This is a genomic window from Paenibacillus vortex V453 (assembly GCF_000193415.1).
Classification (GTDB): Bacteria; Bacillota; Bacilli; order Paenibacillales; family Paenibacillaceae; genus Paenibacillus_AQ; species Paenibacillus_AQ glucanolyticus.
Map to the genome: position 1 here is coordinate 436,391 of NZ_ADHJ01000037.1, position 16,267 is coordinate 452,657.

General features: G+C 48.3%; 15 protein-coding genes and 1 pseudogene. 1 reads left to right on the forward strand and 15 read right to left on the reverse strand.

The features are described from left to right. Positions 1 to 115 precede the first annotated feature (115 nt). Positions 116 to 670 (forward strand): hypothetical protein, encoded by a 555-nt coding sequence (locus PVOR_RS19825; RefSeq protein ID WP_234973026.1) that lies wholly within the window; start codon positions 116 to 118, stop codon positions 668 to 670. Between the two features lie 82 nt (positions 671 to 752). Here PVOR_RS19825 and PVOR_RS19830 read toward each other — a convergent pair whose 3' ends face one another. The 15 genes and pseudogenes from PVOR_RS19830 to PVOR_RS19900 form a co-directional block, all read right to left on the reverse strand. Beyond that, positions 753 to 2,207 carry a nicotinate phosphoribosyltransferase gene (locus PVOR_RS19830; RefSeq protein WP_006211241.1) on the reverse strand — a complete coding sequence of 485 codons (1,455 nt, stop codon included), beginning with the start codon at positions 2,205 to 2,207 and terminating at the stop codon, positions 753 to 755. An 80-nt stretch (positions 2,208 to 2,287) separates the two neighbouring features. Next, on the reverse strand, positions 2,288 to 2,842 hold the full coding sequence (locus PVOR_RS19835; RefSeq protein ID WP_006211242.1) for a cysteine hydrolase family protein: 555 nt from the start codon (positions 2,840 to 2,842) through the stop codon (positions 2,288 to 2,290). Between the two features lie 64 nt (positions 2,843 to 2,906). After that, positions 2,907 to 3,692 carry an NUDIX hydrolase gene (locus PVOR_RS19840; protein WP_040680747.1) on the reverse strand — a complete coding sequence of 262 codons (786 nt, stop codon included), beginning with the start codon at positions 3,690 to 3,692 and terminating at the stop codon, positions 2,907 to 2,909. A gap of 162 nt (positions 3,693 to 3,854) precedes the next feature. After that, positions 3,855 to 4,304: a RicAFT regulatory complex protein RicA family protein gene (locus tag PVOR_RS19845; protein WP_006211244.1), complete on the reverse strand. Its 450-nt coding sequence runs from the start codon at positions 4,302 to 4,304 to the stop codon at positions 3,855 to 3,857. Between the two features lie 109 nt (positions 4,305 to 4,413). Then, positions 4,414 to 5,973: a tRNA (N6-isopentenyl adenosine(37)-C2)-methylthiotransferase MiaB gene (miaB, locus tag PVOR_RS19850; RefSeq protein WP_006211245.1), complete on the reverse strand. Its 1,560-nt coding sequence runs from the start codon at positions 5,971 to 5,973 to the stop codon at positions 4,414 to 4,416. A gap of 244 nt (positions 5,974 to 6,217) precedes the next feature. Continuing rightward, positions 6,218 to 6,790 (reverse strand): phosphate propanoyltransferase, encoded by a 573-nt coding sequence (gene pduL, locus PVOR_RS19855; protein ID WP_006211246.1) that lies wholly within the window; start codon positions 6,788 to 6,790, stop codon positions 6,218 to 6,220. Positions 6,791 to 6,966: 176 nt separating this feature from the next. Beyond that, a pseudogene (locus PVOR_RS19860) lies at positions 6,967 to 7,928 on the reverse strand (dipeptidase). 82 nt (positions 7,929 to 8,010) lie between these two features. Continuing rightward, entirely contained in the window at positions 8,011 to 8,271 is a 261-nt protein-coding gene (locus tag PVOR_RS19865) for a stage V sporulation protein S (RefSeq protein WP_006211249.1), read from the reverse strand. A 129-nt stretch (positions 8,272 to 8,400) separates the two neighbouring features. After that, positions 8,401 to 9,204 (reverse strand): TIGR00282 family metallophosphoesterase, encoded by an 804-nt coding sequence (locus tag PVOR_RS19870; RefSeq protein ID WP_006211250.1) that lies wholly within the window; start codon positions 9,202 to 9,204, stop codon positions 8,401 to 8,403. A 131-nt stretch (positions 9,205 to 9,335) separates the two neighbouring features. Further along, positions 9,336 to 10,877, reverse strand: a complete 1,542-nt coding sequence (rny, locus tag PVOR_RS19875; protein WP_036642458.1) for a ribonuclease Y — start codon at positions 10,875 to 10,877, stop codon at positions 9,336 to 9,338. 363 nt (positions 10,878 to 11,240) lie between these two features. After that, a complete protein-coding gene (locus PVOR_RS19880) occupies positions 11,241 to 11,978 on the reverse strand; it encodes a regulatory protein RecX (protein WP_006211252.1) in 738 nt (245 codons plus the stop codon). 140 nt (positions 11,979 to 12,118) lie between these two features. Further along, positions 12,119 to 13,180, reverse strand: coding sequence for a recombinase RecA (recA, locus tag PVOR_RS19885; RefSeq protein ID WP_006211253.1), 1,062 nt, complete (start codon positions 13,178 to 13,180; stop codon positions 12,119 to 12,121). A 291-nt stretch (positions 13,181 to 13,471) separates the two neighbouring features. After that, entirely contained in the window at positions 13,472 to 14,734 is a 1,263-nt protein-coding gene (locus tag PVOR_RS19890; RefSeq protein ID WP_006211254.1) for a competence/damage-inducible protein A, read from the reverse strand. A 114-nt stretch (positions 14,735 to 14,848) separates the two neighbouring features. Next, positions 14,849 to 15,436 carry a CDP-diacylglycerol--glycerol-3-phosphate 3-phosphatidyltransferase gene (gene pgsA, locus PVOR_RS19895; protein ID WP_006211255.1) on the reverse strand — a complete coding sequence of 196 codons (588 nt, stop codon included), beginning with the start codon at positions 15,434 to 15,436 and terminating at the stop codon, positions 14,849 to 14,851. Between the two features lie 269 nt (positions 15,437 to 15,705). Further along, a complete protein-coding gene (locus PVOR_RS19900) occupies positions 15,706 to 16,197 on the reverse strand; it encodes a YajQ family cyclic di-GMP-binding protein (protein WP_006211256.1) in 492 nt (163 codons plus the stop codon). Positions 16,198 to 16,267: the final 70 nt, after the last annotated feature.

Consider the following 16,267-nt stretch of genomic DNA (forward strand, 5'->3'; position numbering starts at 1 on the left):
ATTGGGAGGCGTCGCCGGTTCATTTCTCGTTTTTTTTCTGAGCTTGGGACTTATCCTTTTATTTCTTCGCTTAGTCTACGGAGCTGTTCCCTTCATTACCCGGCCTGGCCTTAAAGTGTACTTACAGATGGGTCTCCTCTTTATCATCATTACAGGGACCTGCGAATACTTCAGCACTTACCGCTCGGTTGAAGCATCTGTATTGGATAAAAGCCATGCTTACCTTGAAGCCCCCTTCAGCGTGGAGAATGCCCGTATTATACATCCGAAAGCATCTTCAGATAAAGCCTATGCCTTTGTCATCACACCTGGACTGGGTCTGCAATTATCAGCCCATACCAGGGGATGGTTCGGATGGGATATGTCCGTTGTATCCACATTCTACCCTCCGGCTGAGAATTCCTCTTCGCCTTCCATATTTTCAGAGACAAATGTTCACTCATCGCTCGCCTTCGGGATATACAGAAGCGAAGAACCGCTTCGGATCTATGTGAACGGTCAGCCTGCACCATCTATACCTTATCGCCAATTAAGACCATATGTCAGTGAAGATTTGTACATGTGGTATTACGAACATCAGCCTGACCCTGTCATGAATAAGGATAAACTTCATCTGATCGCCCGCGATGCAAACGATAGCGTTATAGCTCAAGATCAGCTTGATTTGTAGCCATGCACAAAAAGACACTCCCTCGCATGCCAAGCAGCAGATAGGGAGCGTCTTATTTTATTTCCACAGGTTAATTCTATTTCTATTCTTCATGCTGTTCCATAAACTCAGCCATCATGCGATGCTTGACTTCCCAGACCTGCTCACTAAGGTTAACCCGGTAAATCTCCGGATTCAGCTTGCGTAAATATTCCGGCCAGAACTGATCAAGCTGCGTGTTATGATAACTCCGTATCTCTTCCAGCTTCGGCAGCTCATATACCAGCTCACCCTGCAAGAACACCGGTTCAAGCATGGATACAGCCTCAAAGTTCTGCACATTCTTACGCATATAAGGATGCAGCGGATTAAACAGCTTTAGCTTCCCGCTGTCCGGCGGCATCTCCTCTTCAGGGAAGCAGATGTAATCGGCAATGGCTTTACCGCTGCCTTTGGATATGATGCGGTAAACCTCTTTTTTGCCTGGCGTCGATACTTTTTCGGGATTGCCTGAAATCTTGATGGTCGGGACCATCTCACCGTCAACCTCACGCTCTACCAATTTATAGACGCCTCCGAGAGCCGGCTGGTCTGCGGCGGTGATTAATTGGGTTCCGACACCCCAAGTGTCAATTTTGGCTCCCTGTGCTTTAAGATCCAGAATGGTTCCTTCATCCAGATCATTCGAGGCTACGATGCCCACATAGTCAAGACCGGCCTCATCCAGCATTTTACGGGCTTGAATGGACAGATAAGCCAAATCCCCGCTGTCCAGACGGATGGCATTCATCCGTTTCCCCTGGGCTTCCAGCTTCTTCGCGGTTGCAATTGCATGCGGAATCCCGCTCTTTAACGTATCAAACGTATCCACCAGCAGGGTGACCTGATCCGGCATCACCTCAGCAAATATGTCAAAGGCCTCCTGCTCGCTCCGGAAGGTCTGTACCCAGGAATGCGCATGCGTGCCTTTGGTGGGAATACCGAATTTCTCCCCTGCCAGCATATTCGAAGTGGCGTGGAAGCCCGCCAGATAGGCTGCACGCGCCCCCCAGACGGCCGCATCGGCTTCCTGCGCTCGTCTTGTGCCAAACTCCAGCAGGATGTCCCCGCTGGCAACCTGACGGATTCGGGAGGCTTTGGTGGCGATCAGCGTCTGGAAGTTCATGAAGTTCAGAAGCGCGGTTTCCACCAGCTGCGTTTCGAATATGGTGCCTTCAACCCGGATGAGCGGCTCGTTCGGGAAGACCAGCGCCCCCTCCTTCATGGAATGAATATTCCCTTGGAAGCTGAACTGGCGAAGCTCCTCCAAAAACTCAGGTTTATACTTCTCTTCCTGTTTGGCCAGATAGGCAATGTCATCTTCCGAGAACCGCAACGATTCAATGTAATGTACAATCCTCTCCAAACCGGCAAAAACAGCGTACCCGTTGCCGAATGGCAGCTTACGAAAATAAGCCTCAAATACCGCACGCGTACGATGAGATCCGTTAATCCAATGAGCATACATCATGTTGATCTGGTATTTGTCCGTATGTAGTGCTAATCCTGCTGTCAGCATCACGATCATCCTCCAGTGTTACCCGTTTGCTCCTTTATGCTTCCGGGCAATTCACAAGCTGTCATCTTAATTCGTTCATCTTATTTCGTACCATCTTCACTGCGCACAACCGCTGCACCGAGACTGCCTTGAAAATGACCTAAAGCCCACTGATGGCCCTCTGGATTGAAGCTTGCAACAGCATCCTCATAAACCGTAATCTTATATCCGTAATTGTAGGCATCCACCGCCGTATGAAGGACACAGATATCCGTGCATACCCCGACCAGATCCACTTCGGTAATCCCGCGTTCACGCAGCTTTTGATTCAGATCGGTGCCGCAAAATGCACTGTACCTCGTTTTGTCCATCCAATAGATCGTTTCCTTGCGTTCCTCGTACACCTGTTGCAGATCGCCGTATAATTCACGCCCCCGCGTGTCCCGAATGTTATGAGGCGGAAACAGCTTCGTTTCCGGATGGTAAGCATCATGTTCCTCGTGAAGGTCTACAGCCATCACAACGAAATCCCCGCGGTCATTATACTGTCTGGTCAAGTCGACAATTCTATGCTGAATTTCAATGGCCGGCTTGCCTACAGGTAGACTGCCATCCACGAAGTCATTCGTGAAATCTATCACGATTAAAGCCTTCATCTGACACACTCCTCTGTACAATGATTAATGTGGCTGATAAAAAACAGTGGCTTGAGATTACATGTTACGTATAAATAGATAGCAGCGGTGCATGATCCGTAAATCGATACAATTGGGCCGGTCGTTGGGAGTACTGATTCGAGTTTAGAGGTTTGCCATCCTCATCACGGGCTTCCTCCAGAATTCCCTGCCTGCTTCGGGTAGAAGTAATCTTGCGGATAAAGTTGGGTTCATTGAACTCCGGCACGACGGTTTGGATAACCTGATACAGTTCGCTCAGTGTAAAATGCTCCGGCAAAAACTGTCTGGCAATCGTCGTTTGCAGCATTTGCTGCTGAATCTTGCGATACGCATCCATGATGATATCCCGGTGGTCAAAAGCAAGCTCCAGCTCCTCCAGAGCCTCCGCTACCGTGAATAGTCCAACCTCTTCTGCATCATCGGCAGCCTGGCGGTGCTCCAGCATCCATTCTTCCACCAACGCGTAGAACGCATGGCTGATGATCCAGCCGCGTGGATCGCGACCGGGCGCGCTATACACACCCAAATATTCCAAATGACCGCCATCCACCCCGGTCTCTTCTTTCAGTTCCCTCTTGGCTGCATCGTAAATAGACTCACTCTCACGGCAAAAACCGCCTGGAAGTGCCCACATACCGGCACAAGGCCATGATCTGCGCCTAATCAGCATCACCTTAAGCTCCCGTATAGGCAGTGTCTTGGTGAAGGTCTTCCGCTCCCGCTTCGTCAAGGTAAACATGACGATATCAGCGGGTACACCATCCGGTGTTCTATATTTCTTGGCATTGCGCTGTGGCGCCTGTTCATGATCCGTCATTTCCATCACCATAACTATTAATTTGATAATTTCATTATGACATATTTAAAGATGATGTCAAGGATTTCCTCATCCCATCTTCTGCATAAGATTACTATGCCCTATTCAGCCTCATTCTGTGCATGATGGATACGAATAGAAAAGGTGCGGAACCATTCCGCACCTTCGAATCGCCTAACCGCAGCTGCTTGGCGGCGTATCTTTTCCTGTTTCTACATTGACTTTTTCCGAAACGGTATCATGAATCACGGATACGACCAGTTGAAGAAGATAGTTGATATCGCTTTGACTCTGCTGGAATTCCATAACGAGCGGGATGCCGTCAATCTCCTCTTGCAGCTCTTCGATCTCGCGTTCGATTTTCGCAACCATGTCCTTATTCTGAAAGGATTCAAAAGCAACGATTTCTTTTTGCTTTTTCTTGATGGTCTTGATCAATCCTTGAACCCGTTCGTGGTTTTGGATTTTCTCTTCTGCTTGCTTAAACATTTGGACTTCTTCGCTTGTGGATATTAAATTCGCCAGCTCACCGGCTTTTGCCAAAATATCATCGCGTATAATCAATTCACGCGAATTGAATGTTGACATACCATATGTGTTCGTACGAACATGATCTTGTGCCAAGGTTCATCGCTCCAATTCTTCATCATCTATAAGCATATACGCAGCGCCGGGCCGAACTCACAAGGACGGCCTTTACGTACGTCGTGGTAAATTTCTGCCTGCCTCTCTATTATACAGCATCCGATGCAGGAATCGGATTGGAAATCATATCGCCTTTAATATACCAGGTCTTCGTATCGGTAATTTGAACATTCACGAACGTTCCGACCAAATCCCTGGAGCCTTCAAAATGCACCAGCTTGTTCGTGCGCGTGCGCCCTGACAGCATGGAATCATTGTTCTTGCTGACACCCTCTACAAGGACCTCTACCGTAGCACCCAGCAGCCTGTCATTGCTCTGGCGGCTGTACTCACTGATAGCTGCATTCAAACGTTGAAGTCGCTCGCTCTTGACCTCCATCGGCACATTATCCTCCATCACCGCTGCCGGTGTTCCTTCACGGGGAGAATAGATGAAGGTATATGCAGCGTCATAACCTACTTCGCGGACAAGAGACAGCGTCTCCTCAAACTGCTCATCGGTTTCTCCAGGGAATCCGACAATGATGTCCGTTGTAAACGCAACATTCGGAATCGCTTTTTTAATCTTATGAGCAAGCTCCAGGTACGTCTCACGCGTATATTTGCGGCTCATTTTTTTGAGCACCTGCGAGCTTCCCGATTGCACCGGCAGATGAATGTGTTCTACCAGATTTCCGCCCTTCGCCAGCACCTCGATCAGATGATCGTCGAAATCTCTCGGATGGGATGTCGTGAAACGTACACGCGGGATATCAATCTTATGGATCGCATCCATCAGATCGCCGAAGCGGTACTCGATATCCTCAAAATCCTTGCCGTATGCGTTCACATTTTGCCCGAGCAGCGTGATTTCCTTGTAACCCTGACGGGCTAGTTCACGTACCTCAGCTATAACATCCTCCGGACGCCGGCTGCGTTCCTTACCGCGGGTATACGGGACTATGCAGTATGTACAGAATTTATCGCAGCCGTACATAATGTTAACCCAGCCGCGAAGCCCTTCCCGCTTCTTCGGAAGGTTCTCAATGATGTCACCCTCCTTGGACCACACTTCAACAACCATTTCCTTGCTGAAGAGCGCCTCCTGTATAAGATGGGGCAGACGGTGCACGTTGTGCGTACCGAAGATGAGGTCAACGAACCCGTGTTTCTGGAGAATGCGATTAACTACGGACTCCTCCTGCGACATACAGCCGCAAACACCAAGCAGCATATCGGGCTTCTCGATCTTCAAGTGTTTCAGATGGCCAAGCTCGCCGAAGACCTTGTCCTCCGCATTTTCACGAATGGCGCATGTATTCAGCAAAATGATATCCGCCTGCTTGCGATCCTCGGTGGCTTGATAGCCCATTTGCTCCAGCAATCCCTTAATGGTCTCGGAATCATGCTCATTCATCTGGCACCCATACGTGTATACAATATAATGCTTGCCCGCTCCGATGCGCCGGAACTCCTCCGGCAGCTCTGTATCGTACAGCACTTCTACGCTCTGCTTGCCGCGCTGCTTTTCCTGTCTATGATTAGGCTCCGAAAGAATATTGATTTCCCGGCCGTTGATGCGAATTCTCTTCCCGTGTTCATCTTCCGAGAGAACTTTGGCTCCTGAAAAATCAAAATATTTGGAGTAGTCCTTACTTTCTTTGGACATGCTTGGTCACTCCTTAGATCCACAAAATCTCTGGTTTTACATGACAAAACCTCTTAAATAGGCACTGTTTTAAATTATATCATGATCTTAATGCCTAAGCTACCACTCTGACATGATCGATGCAAACTTCAAAAAAGAGCCTGAAATCGAAATTCATCGATCCAGGCTCTTCCGTACGTGCTTCCTATAAGCGCACATACGTGACATATACAGTTTGTTCCTTCAACCTGACTGAAGTTATAGATTAGTCAATAATTTCAGCAGTATCTCCGTTGTTGGCACCAGCCGCATTCGCTTCATCCGTATCGATGTGCATATCCAGCGCAAAGTTATCGGATACACGAGCAATCACATTTTCCAGTACAAGACCACGCTCACCGCCAAGACGCACTTTAAGCAGATCCTTGTCTTTAATACCCCACTGATCCGCATCGGACGTATGGAAATGAATATGACGAGCGGCTACAATAACACCCTCATCCACCGTTACCTCGCCTGCTGGGCCTTTGATGGTGATACCAGGTGTTCCAGCGATATTCCCCGACTCCCGCACAGGTGCTTTCACACCAATTGCAAAGGAATCCGTACGGGAAATCTCAAGCTGGGTTGCAGGACGCGCAGGTCCCAAAATTCTTACTTTATCGAATTGTCCCTTCGTTCCAATTACCGCTACCGTTTCATTGGCTGCGAATTGTCCTGGCTGGGACAAAGGCTTGAATTCTGTAAGCTGATATCCAGGGCCGAATAATGCCTCAATATGCTCCTGGGATAAATGAATATGGCGGGCGGATACACCCACAGGTACAGTTTTACTCATCTGTCTCTCACTCCTTGTTTTTCTCTATATGCTGTACGTGCCATCACCTATTATACTCTCTATTACCCAAAAATAAAAAGGCAGCCCGATGATTCTGGGTGCCTTCTTCTCATTTCTCATATGATCTGCAACAGGATTGTCAAAGTTATCTTTGAATCATGGGCGTTATGCGAATTTTATTTCTCTTTGGACGGAGCCCAAGGCAAATTCTGTTCAAGAAACCGGAGCGCATAATCAGACATCCAGCCCTTCACCATTGATTCAGGATAATGCTTGAGGAGCAGCTCCTGGAAGTCTGGGTATTTCCCCGGATGCTCAAGCCCCGCAATCCACTGATCAATCCCGTCAAAATCCGAACCGAACATCATGTGTTTCTCTCCGCCCAGCTCACAAATCTTCTCAATATGGGGCAGGATGTCCTCCGGCTTCACTCGGTCTGCATCACTCCGAATGAACCAAGGCACAAACGTAATGCCGATCATTCCGTCCAAAGCGATCAAAGCCCGAATCTGCTCATCGCTTAGATTCCGCGGATGCTTGCATACGGAGTACGCATTGGAATGCGAGGCCAGGATGGGACGCTGCGTAAGTTCGGTTAGCTCCCAGAAGCCGGCCTGGGACAGGTGGGAAACATCCAGAATAATGCCTGTGGAATTACACAGCTCCACCAGCTGCCGCCCTCGTTCCGTAAATCCACCATTCCGCTGCTCTAACGCCCCGTCCGCAGCCCAGTTGGCATAGTTCCACGTAATCCCCATAAAGCGTACACCCAGGTCATAACAGAGCTTAACGTAATGCAAATTGCCCTCCAGCCCGTCCACACCTTCCAGCGACAAAACACCAAAACGGCTATGATAGCTTTCTCTGATCTCCTGGACCTGTTCTTGCCAGAGCAGCGGTTTGAGATGACCTGGATTCACAATGCGGCTGCGATACGTATCGATTTGCGCCACGTACCCGCTACAAATGAAGGACGTCCGTATTTTTCCGATAAAAAAACAGCGAATACCTGAAGCGCAAGATCCCCTTCCTCCATACGCTGCAGCGTAACATCCAAATGCCGATCATCAACAAAGGAAGCTTTGGGATCTTCCCACATTTTACTCAGGGCATCACAGTGAAAATCAACTGTCCGCATCGCGGGCTCATCTCCTTCCAATGTGTCACAGCAAAAAGCCTGTTTACGCAAAAGAGAGTAAACAGGCTAATACCTCCGAAATTTATCTAGGTTCTACGATCAATTTAATCGCCGTCCGGTCTTCGCCATCAATCACAATATCCGTAAAAGCAGGGATGCAAATCAGATCCACCCCGCTCGGTGCTACAAATCCCCGGGCAATCGCTACCGCTTTAATGGCCTGGTTCAGTGCTCCCGCCCCAATCGCTTGCAGTTCCGCTCCGCCCCGCTCCCGAAGAACTCCAGCGAGCGCCCCTGCAACTGAATTAGGATTGGATTTTGCTGAAACTTTTAATACTTCCATGGTAAGTACCTCCCCTGGGAATGTTGAGTGATGGTTTGCTTCCGCTTACTAGATGTTATTCGTGAGAGGGGAAAAAATTCCTGCTTTTTTCCATTCGTACCTAATTTAATTAAACGAATTTTACGGTTTTTAATCCATCCGCCATTCGTCTTCGTACATACGTATTTTTTGTATCTTGTGGGCTTTCCCTGTTTCTTCATCCATATCAACGCATACAGCATGGAACTGCCACTTGCCTTCATCGACCTGGAAACGAGCAGGAAGCTGGGTTTTGAACTTGTACATCACCGCATCGCGCTGCATGCCGAGTACCCCTTCCTTGGAGCCTACCATGCCGGTATCCGTAATGTAGGCAGTTCCACCCGGCAGTATCGTATCGTCATTGCTTTGCACATGCGTGTGAGTTCCAACCACCATGGAAGCCCGCCCTTCCAAATGCCAACCCATGGTAATTTTCTCAGAGGTCGCCTCGGCATGGAAGTCCACAAGAATGCATTTGTTCTTCTGGCGCAACTCATCTACAATTTCATCGGCTGCACGGAATGGACAATCGATGGCTGGCAGGAATGTTCTTCCCTGCAGGTTCACAATGGCCAATTGTTTGCCGTTTGCTTTAATAACCGTATATCCCCGTCCAGGTGTTCCAGGCGGAAAATTCGCCGGGCGAATCAAACGCGGTTCATCGTCGATAAACTCAAAAATATCCTTGTTATCCCACGTGTGATTTCCCAAGGTGATGCCATGGATGCCCCAATTGAAAAACTCATTGGCAATGGCCGAGGTAATGCCGCGTCCCGAAGCCGCGTTCTCGCCATTGGCAATGATGATGTGAGGATTATATTTGGACTTCAGCTCTGGCAGCGATTCTTTCAGCGCTTTGCGCCCTGTACTGCCGACAATATCACCGATGAATAGTACTTTGATGTCAATCACTCCTTAACGAGGGAATCCTGTCCTGCTCCAGCAGGAGCGTTCCCGGTTTTATGGATATCAGCCACTTTCCGATCTGATATCTTCAAAGATAAAAAGTGGCCGAATTGCGGCCACTTTTTAAGGTCCAAACTCTATTTTGCGTAATCCACCGCACGGGTCTCCCGGATAACGGTGACTTTGATATGACCTGGATAATCCAGTTCATTCTCAATGGTTTTGGTAATGTCGCGTGCCAAGCGGAATGCTTCGGCATCATCGATCTTCTCAGGCTGTACCATAACGCGAACTTCACGTCCCGCTTGAATGGCGTACGATTTCTCAACGCCTTCAAAGGATTCGGAAATTTCTTCGAGCTTCTCAAGGCGTCGGATATACGTCTCAAGTGTCTCTCTGCGCGCTCCCGGTCTGGCTGCGGACAATGCGTCAGCTGCGCCAACCAGCATGGCAATAACCGAGGTTGCTTCACAATCACCGTGGTGAGAGGCAATGCTGTTGATAACCACCGGATGTTCCTTGTATTTCTTCGCCAGCTCCACGCCGATTTCAACGTGCGATCCTTCCACTTCATGATCCAGCGCTTTACCGATGTCATGCAACAGTCCTGCCCGTTTCGCAAGCACGATGTCTTCGCCCAATTCGCCGGCCATTAGGCCAGTCAAGTAGGCCACTTCCATGGAATGTTTCAACACATTTTGTCCATAGCTTGTACGGAACTTCAGTCGGCCCAGAATTTTGATCAAATCTGGATGCAAACCGTGCACGCCAACTTCGAATGTGGCTTGTTCTCCATACTCGCGAATGCGTTCGTCCACTTCCTTGCGGGATTTCTCCACCATTTCTTCGATACGAGCCGGATGAATCCGTCCGTCCGCCACGAGCTTTTCCAAAGCTGTACGGGCAATTTCACGGCGAATCGGATCAAACCCGGAGAGAATAACAGCTTCCGGAGTATCATCGATAATAAGGTCAATCCCTGTAAGGGTTTCAAGCGCACGGATATTCCGGCCTTCACGTCCGATGATCCGGCCCTTCATTTCTTCGTTCGGCAAGGTGACAACAGAAACCGTTGTCTCTGCCACATGATCAGCCGCACAGCGTTGGATAGCCAGCGTGATGATCTCCCGTGATTTTTTGTCAGCCTCTTCTTTCGCCTGCTGCTCAATTTCTTTAATCATTTGAGCGGTTTCATGACGAACCTCTTGCTCGACATTGCTGAGAATGATACTGCGGGCATCCTCCATCGTAAGGTTGGAGATACGCTCCAGTTCTGTAGTTTGTTTCTTGTAAATAGCGTCGATTTGCTGCTGGGTCTCTTCTATTCGTTTCTCTTTGTTCGCCACTTGTTCTTCTTTACGTTCCAAAGATTCTATTTTTTTATCCAGCGACTCTTCCTTTTGCAACAATCTGCGTTCCTGCCGTTGAATTTCATTACGGCGCTCACGAGTGTCTTTTTCAGCTTCGGCTCTGATTTTATGAACTTCATCTTTTGCTTCAAGAACCGTTTCTTTCTTCAATGCCTCTGCTTCCTTCTTCGCACTCTCAACGATCTGCAAAGCGGCATGCTCGGCACTGGAAATTTTAGCTTCTGCAAGGGATTTGCGAATAAAATAACCGAACCCAAAGAATATAGCGGCTACAGCGAGAACGATTATGATCCAGATCCATGTATCCAGCATCTGTTTCACCTCCTCGTTGTTTCCTCCAAGGCATTCCTTGGGAAATGTTCAATTGTCAGTTTACTCATTCATACATAAAATTTTCCGGCAGAACCTGCCGTCCATACTGCGCACGTCCCATTAACGTTCGCAAATTCCACCATGAACAGCGGAATACATTTCACTATGAATTGGCGTTATAAGAATCTTTCACAAAGTAGTCACTTTTTTGGAAGGAAAAAGGTTTCTAATTTATGATAAAAGATTCATATTTATTTTAGTATTTATAAAAAGATATTGTCAAGGGAAAGCAATGGGTAAACGTCAGTTTCATCCAGTGGAACCAAATTCTTTTGCGAAGTTCTGCATAATGGCTGCCTTTTATTCGAAGTCATCCAGCTCTTCGTCCCACTCGCCTTGTTGCTGATCCTCTTCAATCAGAAGTTTAAGTACCTGCCGTACCTGTTCTCCACCAAACCCACGCCGCATTAAATAGGCGCCCGTTTTACGTTTGCGATCCAGCAGCTCGCCATGGGTTTGCTGCCATTTTTTCCTCCCGACCGTCAGCGCACTCTCAAGTTCCGCATCCGCGCTAATCTCGCCCAACGCCTCTGATATAAGCTCAGTGCCTATTCCCTTTTGCCTCAGTTCCTGCTTAACCCACAATCTTCCCTTCTTATGGCTCGTCATTCGCTGTTCCGCCCACATCTTGGCATAGAGCGCATCATCTACGAGGTTATCCTTCTCCAAGCGCTCCAAGGTTGTTTCTACACTATTCTGCTCAAAGCCTTTTTGCTGCAGACGCTGTGAAATTTCCTTAGCCGTTCTGGGTTTTCGGGACAGATGATTCAGCGCCTCTACGTAAGCGCGCTGCCGTTCATCTGCAACAATAATTTCCTGCAGTTCCTCCTTGCGAAAAACATTGCCCTTCAACAAACGGTATTTCAGCATAACGTCCTCATGAACGGTCATCTGATAAGGCCCAAATGCGATCTGATAGCGGTGTTTGGGCTTTCTCAGCATCTCGACCGAAGTTACGATCAGATCCTCATTATCGGGAAAATGTCCAATACCTGAAGTTTCCTCCTCTTCAGACACTCCCATATTCTCTTCTTTCATAAACGCTCCTTTCACTTCAGCATCAATATCCCGGCAAAAATATCCGAGCGATTCCTCGATTAAGTTAAATGCAAAGAAGACCGTCAGGCGTTACAAACACCGGACAGTCCTCAACACTGTAAAAGCTCAAACCGTAATTACTACTCTACCTTAAACAATTCCTGCTCTTCTATTTCATCTTGTTCCTTATCCTCAGCGGAAGGCTCAGGAACAGCCGTGGTCAGGTTGCTTGCTTCACGGATTTTATTCTCGATTACACTCGCGATTTCCGGATGCTCCTTCAAGAATTGCTTCGCATTCTCACGTCCTTGACCCAGACGGTCGCCAGAATAAGAATACCACGCACCACTCTTGTCTACGATATCCAGTTCCGTTCCGATATCAATCAGGCTTCCCTCTCTAGAGATGCCCTCACCGTACATAATATCTAGCTCAGCCTGTTTGAAAGGCGGCGCTACCTTGTTCTTAACAACCTTAATCCGTGTGCGGTTACCCACCACATCGTTACCCATCTTGATGCTCTCAATCCGGCGCACGTCCAAACGAACCGTGGAATAGAACTTCAGAGCACGTCCGCCCGGAGTAGTCTCAGGGTTACCGAACATAACACCAACCTTCTCACGAAGCTGGTTGATAAAGATGGTAATCGTTTTCGACTTATTGATGGCACCCGACAATTTACGAAGAGCCTGAGACATCAGACGAGCTTGCAGACCCACGTGGGAATCACCCATATCGCCTTCAATTTCAGCTTTCGGCACAAGCGCAGCAACCGAGTCAATAACAATAATATCTACGGCACCACTGCGTACCAATGCTTCCGCAATTTCAAGCCCCTGTTCACCCGTATCCGGTTGGGAGAGCAGCAATTCATCAATATTAACACCCAGTTTGCTTGCATACGATGGATCCAAGGCATGCTCGGCATCGATAAATGCAGCTTGTCCGCCAGCCTTCTGAACTTCAGCAATAGCATGGAGGGCTACTGTTGTTTTACCGGAGGATTCCGGTCCATATACTTCAATAATCCGGCCTTTAGGCAAACCGCCGGTTCCTAAAGCTATATCCAACGCCAACGATCCACTTGGCACAATCTCTACCTGCATATGGGTGGACTCACCCAGTTTCATGATGGAACCTTTACCGAACTGTTTCTCTATCTGACGAAGCGCCATCTCCAGCGCAGCACGACGATCTGACAATTGTTCCACAACCCTTCACTGTTGATAGTCATATCATACCTTGTTTTGACACGTTTGCCAAGCTTTTTTTCGAACATACATTCGTTTTTTTTATTCGGCGCTCCTTCCCTCCCATGCTCTGAACCCTATGTAAAAAAGAAGAAGAACCGCAGCAATATCATTCGATATGCCACGGTTCTTCCGTACTTCACATTATACTCGGAACCATTCTTCAATTCAAGAACAGCTACCAAGACAGGTGTAAATAATTTACTTTTTATCAAAAGCGGCTTCCTTCGGCTTAGGGGGAAGCTAGGCCCGCTTGGAGGCAACGAGACGCTGCCAAAGCCGATACAGCAGCGCCTTGGTTGCACGGAGCCGGATCGTCTCACGGTTGCCCTGCAGGTGCAGCTCATGCACTTCCGTTTCTTTTCCCCGTTCGGACAATCCAATGTACACAAGGCCAACGGGCTTGCGTTCGGCGTAACCTGGACCTGCTACACCTGTTACCGACAAACCAAAATCACTGTCGGTCACCATCCGGACATGATCCGCAAGCGCCTCGGCAACCTCCGCACTGACAGCGCCCGGCGCATCATCACCTTCAAGCAGCGCATGCGGGATATGTACAAGCTTCTCTTTGATCTGATTGGTATAACAGATGATTCCGCCCAGAAACATCGAAGCACTGCCGGGAATGGATGTCAGCGCCTCTGCCACGAGCCCTCCGGTACAACTCTCGGCCGCGCTCAGCGTCCAGCTTCGATCTGCCATAAGGTCTACAATGACCTTCTCAATCGGCACGTCCTCGTTGGCATACATAAACTCAGGACCTCTCTCCTGAATTCTGGTCTCCAGCTCATTCAGCCGGACCATAGCCTCAGACTCACTCGCTGCCTTCGTGGAGATCCGGACCGTAACCTCCCCTTCCTTGGCATACAAGGCGATGGTCGGATCCGTCTGTGCGGTTATCAGGTCCTCCAGCCGCTGATCAAGTGCGGATTCCCCAATGCCTGCGAACTTGAGCATCTTCGAGTAGATGGGGAGCTCGCCGGTCAGGACGTGCTGAAGAAGCCAGGGCTTGGCCTCCTGCTCAAACATCGGGATCAGTTCTTTTGGCGGTCCGGGCAAAACAATATAATGAGTGCCTTCAAAAGAAATAGCATTTCCCACGGCAAGCCCCGTCTCGTTAGGAAGCGGTGTACCTCCCTCGATGGCCAGAGCCTGACGCCGATTATTCTCCGTCATCACAGATCCCCGGTCATGGAAGAAACGTTCGACCCGGTCCATGGCCATCCGGTCAATATGCAACGACCGGTTCATATAGGAAGCTAAGGCATCCTTCGTCAGATCATCCTGTGTAGGTCCGAGGCCGCCGGACAGAAGCACGATATCAGCTCTGCCGCTGGACAGCCTGAGGGCCTCCTTGAGCCTCTCCATGTTATCCCCGACAACCGTTTGATAGTACACATCGATTCCCATTGAAGCAAGCTCTCTGGACAAGTACTGGGCATTGGTATTGACGATCTGTCCCAGCAGAAGTTCTGTACCAACTGCAATGATTTCTGCTTTCATGATTAGTCGATCCTCCTGTATCTGCTGTCTCTACTGTATCTGCACATTCTATTCAACTTCATTATGTTCTTACGCTCACGGAAGAAAAAAGCAATAGGATTGCTCCTATTGCTATTATGCCCCGGTACCTTTGAGAAGGTGCCTGTTCTGGACAAAATATTCGATTCCCGAATATAGCGTAATAATCGCAGCTGCCCAGATGGCAATGACATCAAACGGAATCCCCATAAACACAAACGGGAAATTGTTGATAAGAAGCGCAACAATTGCCACAATCTGAATCACCGTTTTGATTTTTCCCGATTGGCCTGCTGCAACAACGGAACCCTCCAGAAGCGCAATCTGCCGCAAGCCGGTAACCGCGAATTCCCTGCTGATGATGACAACAGCAATCCACGATTCGCATTTTCCCATCTCTACGAGCGATATGAGTACGGCGGCCACCAGCAGTTTGTCAGCCAGCGGATCAAGAAGTTTTCCCAGGTTAGTCACCATATTATTTTTTCGGGCCAAATAGCCGTCAATCCCATCCGTGCTCGCAGCAAGTATAAAGATCAATGCCGCAATCAATTGGTTATATGGCAGGACAAAATCATTCCACACAATGGGGGCCGGGTAAAAATCAAAATCCACCAGCAGAAAAATCATCATGACAGGAATCAAGCAAATCCGGGCCAACGTAATACGATTGGGTAAATTCATGGGGCAACCTCCCTTGCAACGGGTTGTCTAGCTAACTTGGCAGACCCCGCAGCAGTTAAACTGCCGCAATTCAACAGGGTCGCTCTTCCCAAGAGCCTAAAGGGTTTGAAGCGTGAATCGCTGTCTGTCATATTCATCCCCCAGTAATCTATGTATACGTTAATCCTTATATATCGTGTTTTAGTATAATATTTCAGTTGACACCCTGTCAAAAGAAACAAACCTGCCATTCAATTCGCATTCAAGCCTTTACCCTATAAGGCGCGCGCTTATTTAAAATTGGTAAATTGGAGGTCCAGCGTAAGATCTGCTTTACGAAGCAGCTGCATGATCTGCTGAAGATCGTCCTTGTTTTTTCCGGTTACCCGAATTTGATCCCCTTGAATCTGACTCTTTACTTTCAGTTTGGAATCACGGATCAAAATGTTGATTTTTTTAGAGTTTTCCTGATCTATTCCCTGTTTCAAGGTCAAGCGCTGTCTAACGGTACCCATAGAGGCCGGCTCAATCTTCCCGTACTCCACATTTTTAAGCGACAATCCGCGTTTAACCATCTTGGTTTGCAAAATATCAATTACTGCGTTGAGTTTATACTCATCGTCAGATGCAATGACCAGTGCTTCCTTGTCAATCTTCAAGCTGCTCTTGCTGCCCTTGAAGTCAAACCGGTTCTCAATCTCCCGCTCCGTCTGATTAACCGCGTTTGTAAGTTCCTGCATATCCATCTTGGATACGATATCAAATGAATTTTCTGAAGCCATGGTGAATCCTTCCTTTCATCAATCATATTGCTTCTATTATAGGTAAAACTCCGAGCCAAGTCTAATCATG

What these genes read in the sequence shown, in the direction of transcription:
- pduL (WP_006211246.1), bottom strand. Translation starts at nt 6,790, where the DNA reads ATGAGTAAAACTGTACCTGTGGGTGTATCCGCCCGCCATATTCATTTA.
- PVOR_RS19900 (WP_006211256.1), bottom strand. Translation starts at nt 16,197, where the DNA reads ATGGCTTCAGAAAATTCATTTGATATCGTATCCAAGATGGATATGCAG.
- pgsA (WP_006211255.1), bottom strand. Translation starts at nt 15,436, where the DNA reads ATGAATTTACCCAATCGTATTACGTTGGCCCGGATTTGCTTGATTCCT.
- PVOR_RS19830 (WP_006211241.1), bottom strand. Translation starts at nt 2,207, where the DNA reads ATGCTGACAGCAGGATTAGCACTACATACGGACAAATACCAGATCAAC.
- miaB (WP_006211245.1), bottom strand. Translation starts at nt 5,973, where the DNA reads ATGTCCAAAGAAAGTAAGGACTACTCCAAATATTTTGATTTTTCAGGA.
- PVOR_RS19865 (WP_006211249.1), bottom strand. Translation starts at nt 8,271, where the DNA reads ATGGAAGTATTAAAAGTTTCAGCAAAATCCAATCCTAATTCAGTTGCA.
- PVOR_RS19890 (WP_006211254.1), bottom strand. Translation starts at nt 14,734, where the DNA reads ATGAAAGCAGAAATCATTGCAGTTGGTACAGAACTTCTGCTGGGACAG.
- PVOR_RS19880 (WP_006211252.1), bottom strand. Translation starts at nt 11,978, where the DNA reads ATGAAAGAAGAGAATATGGGAGTGTCTGAAGAGGAGGAAACTTCAGGT.
- PVOR_RS19835 (WP_006211242.1), bottom strand. Translation starts at nt 2,842, where the DNA reads ATGAAGGCTTTAATCGTGATAGATTTCACGAATGACTTCGTGGATGGC.
- PVOR_RS19840 (WP_040680747.1), bottom strand. Translation starts at nt 3,692, where the DNA reads ATGGTGATGGAAATGACGGATCATGAACAGGCGCCACAGCGCAATGCC.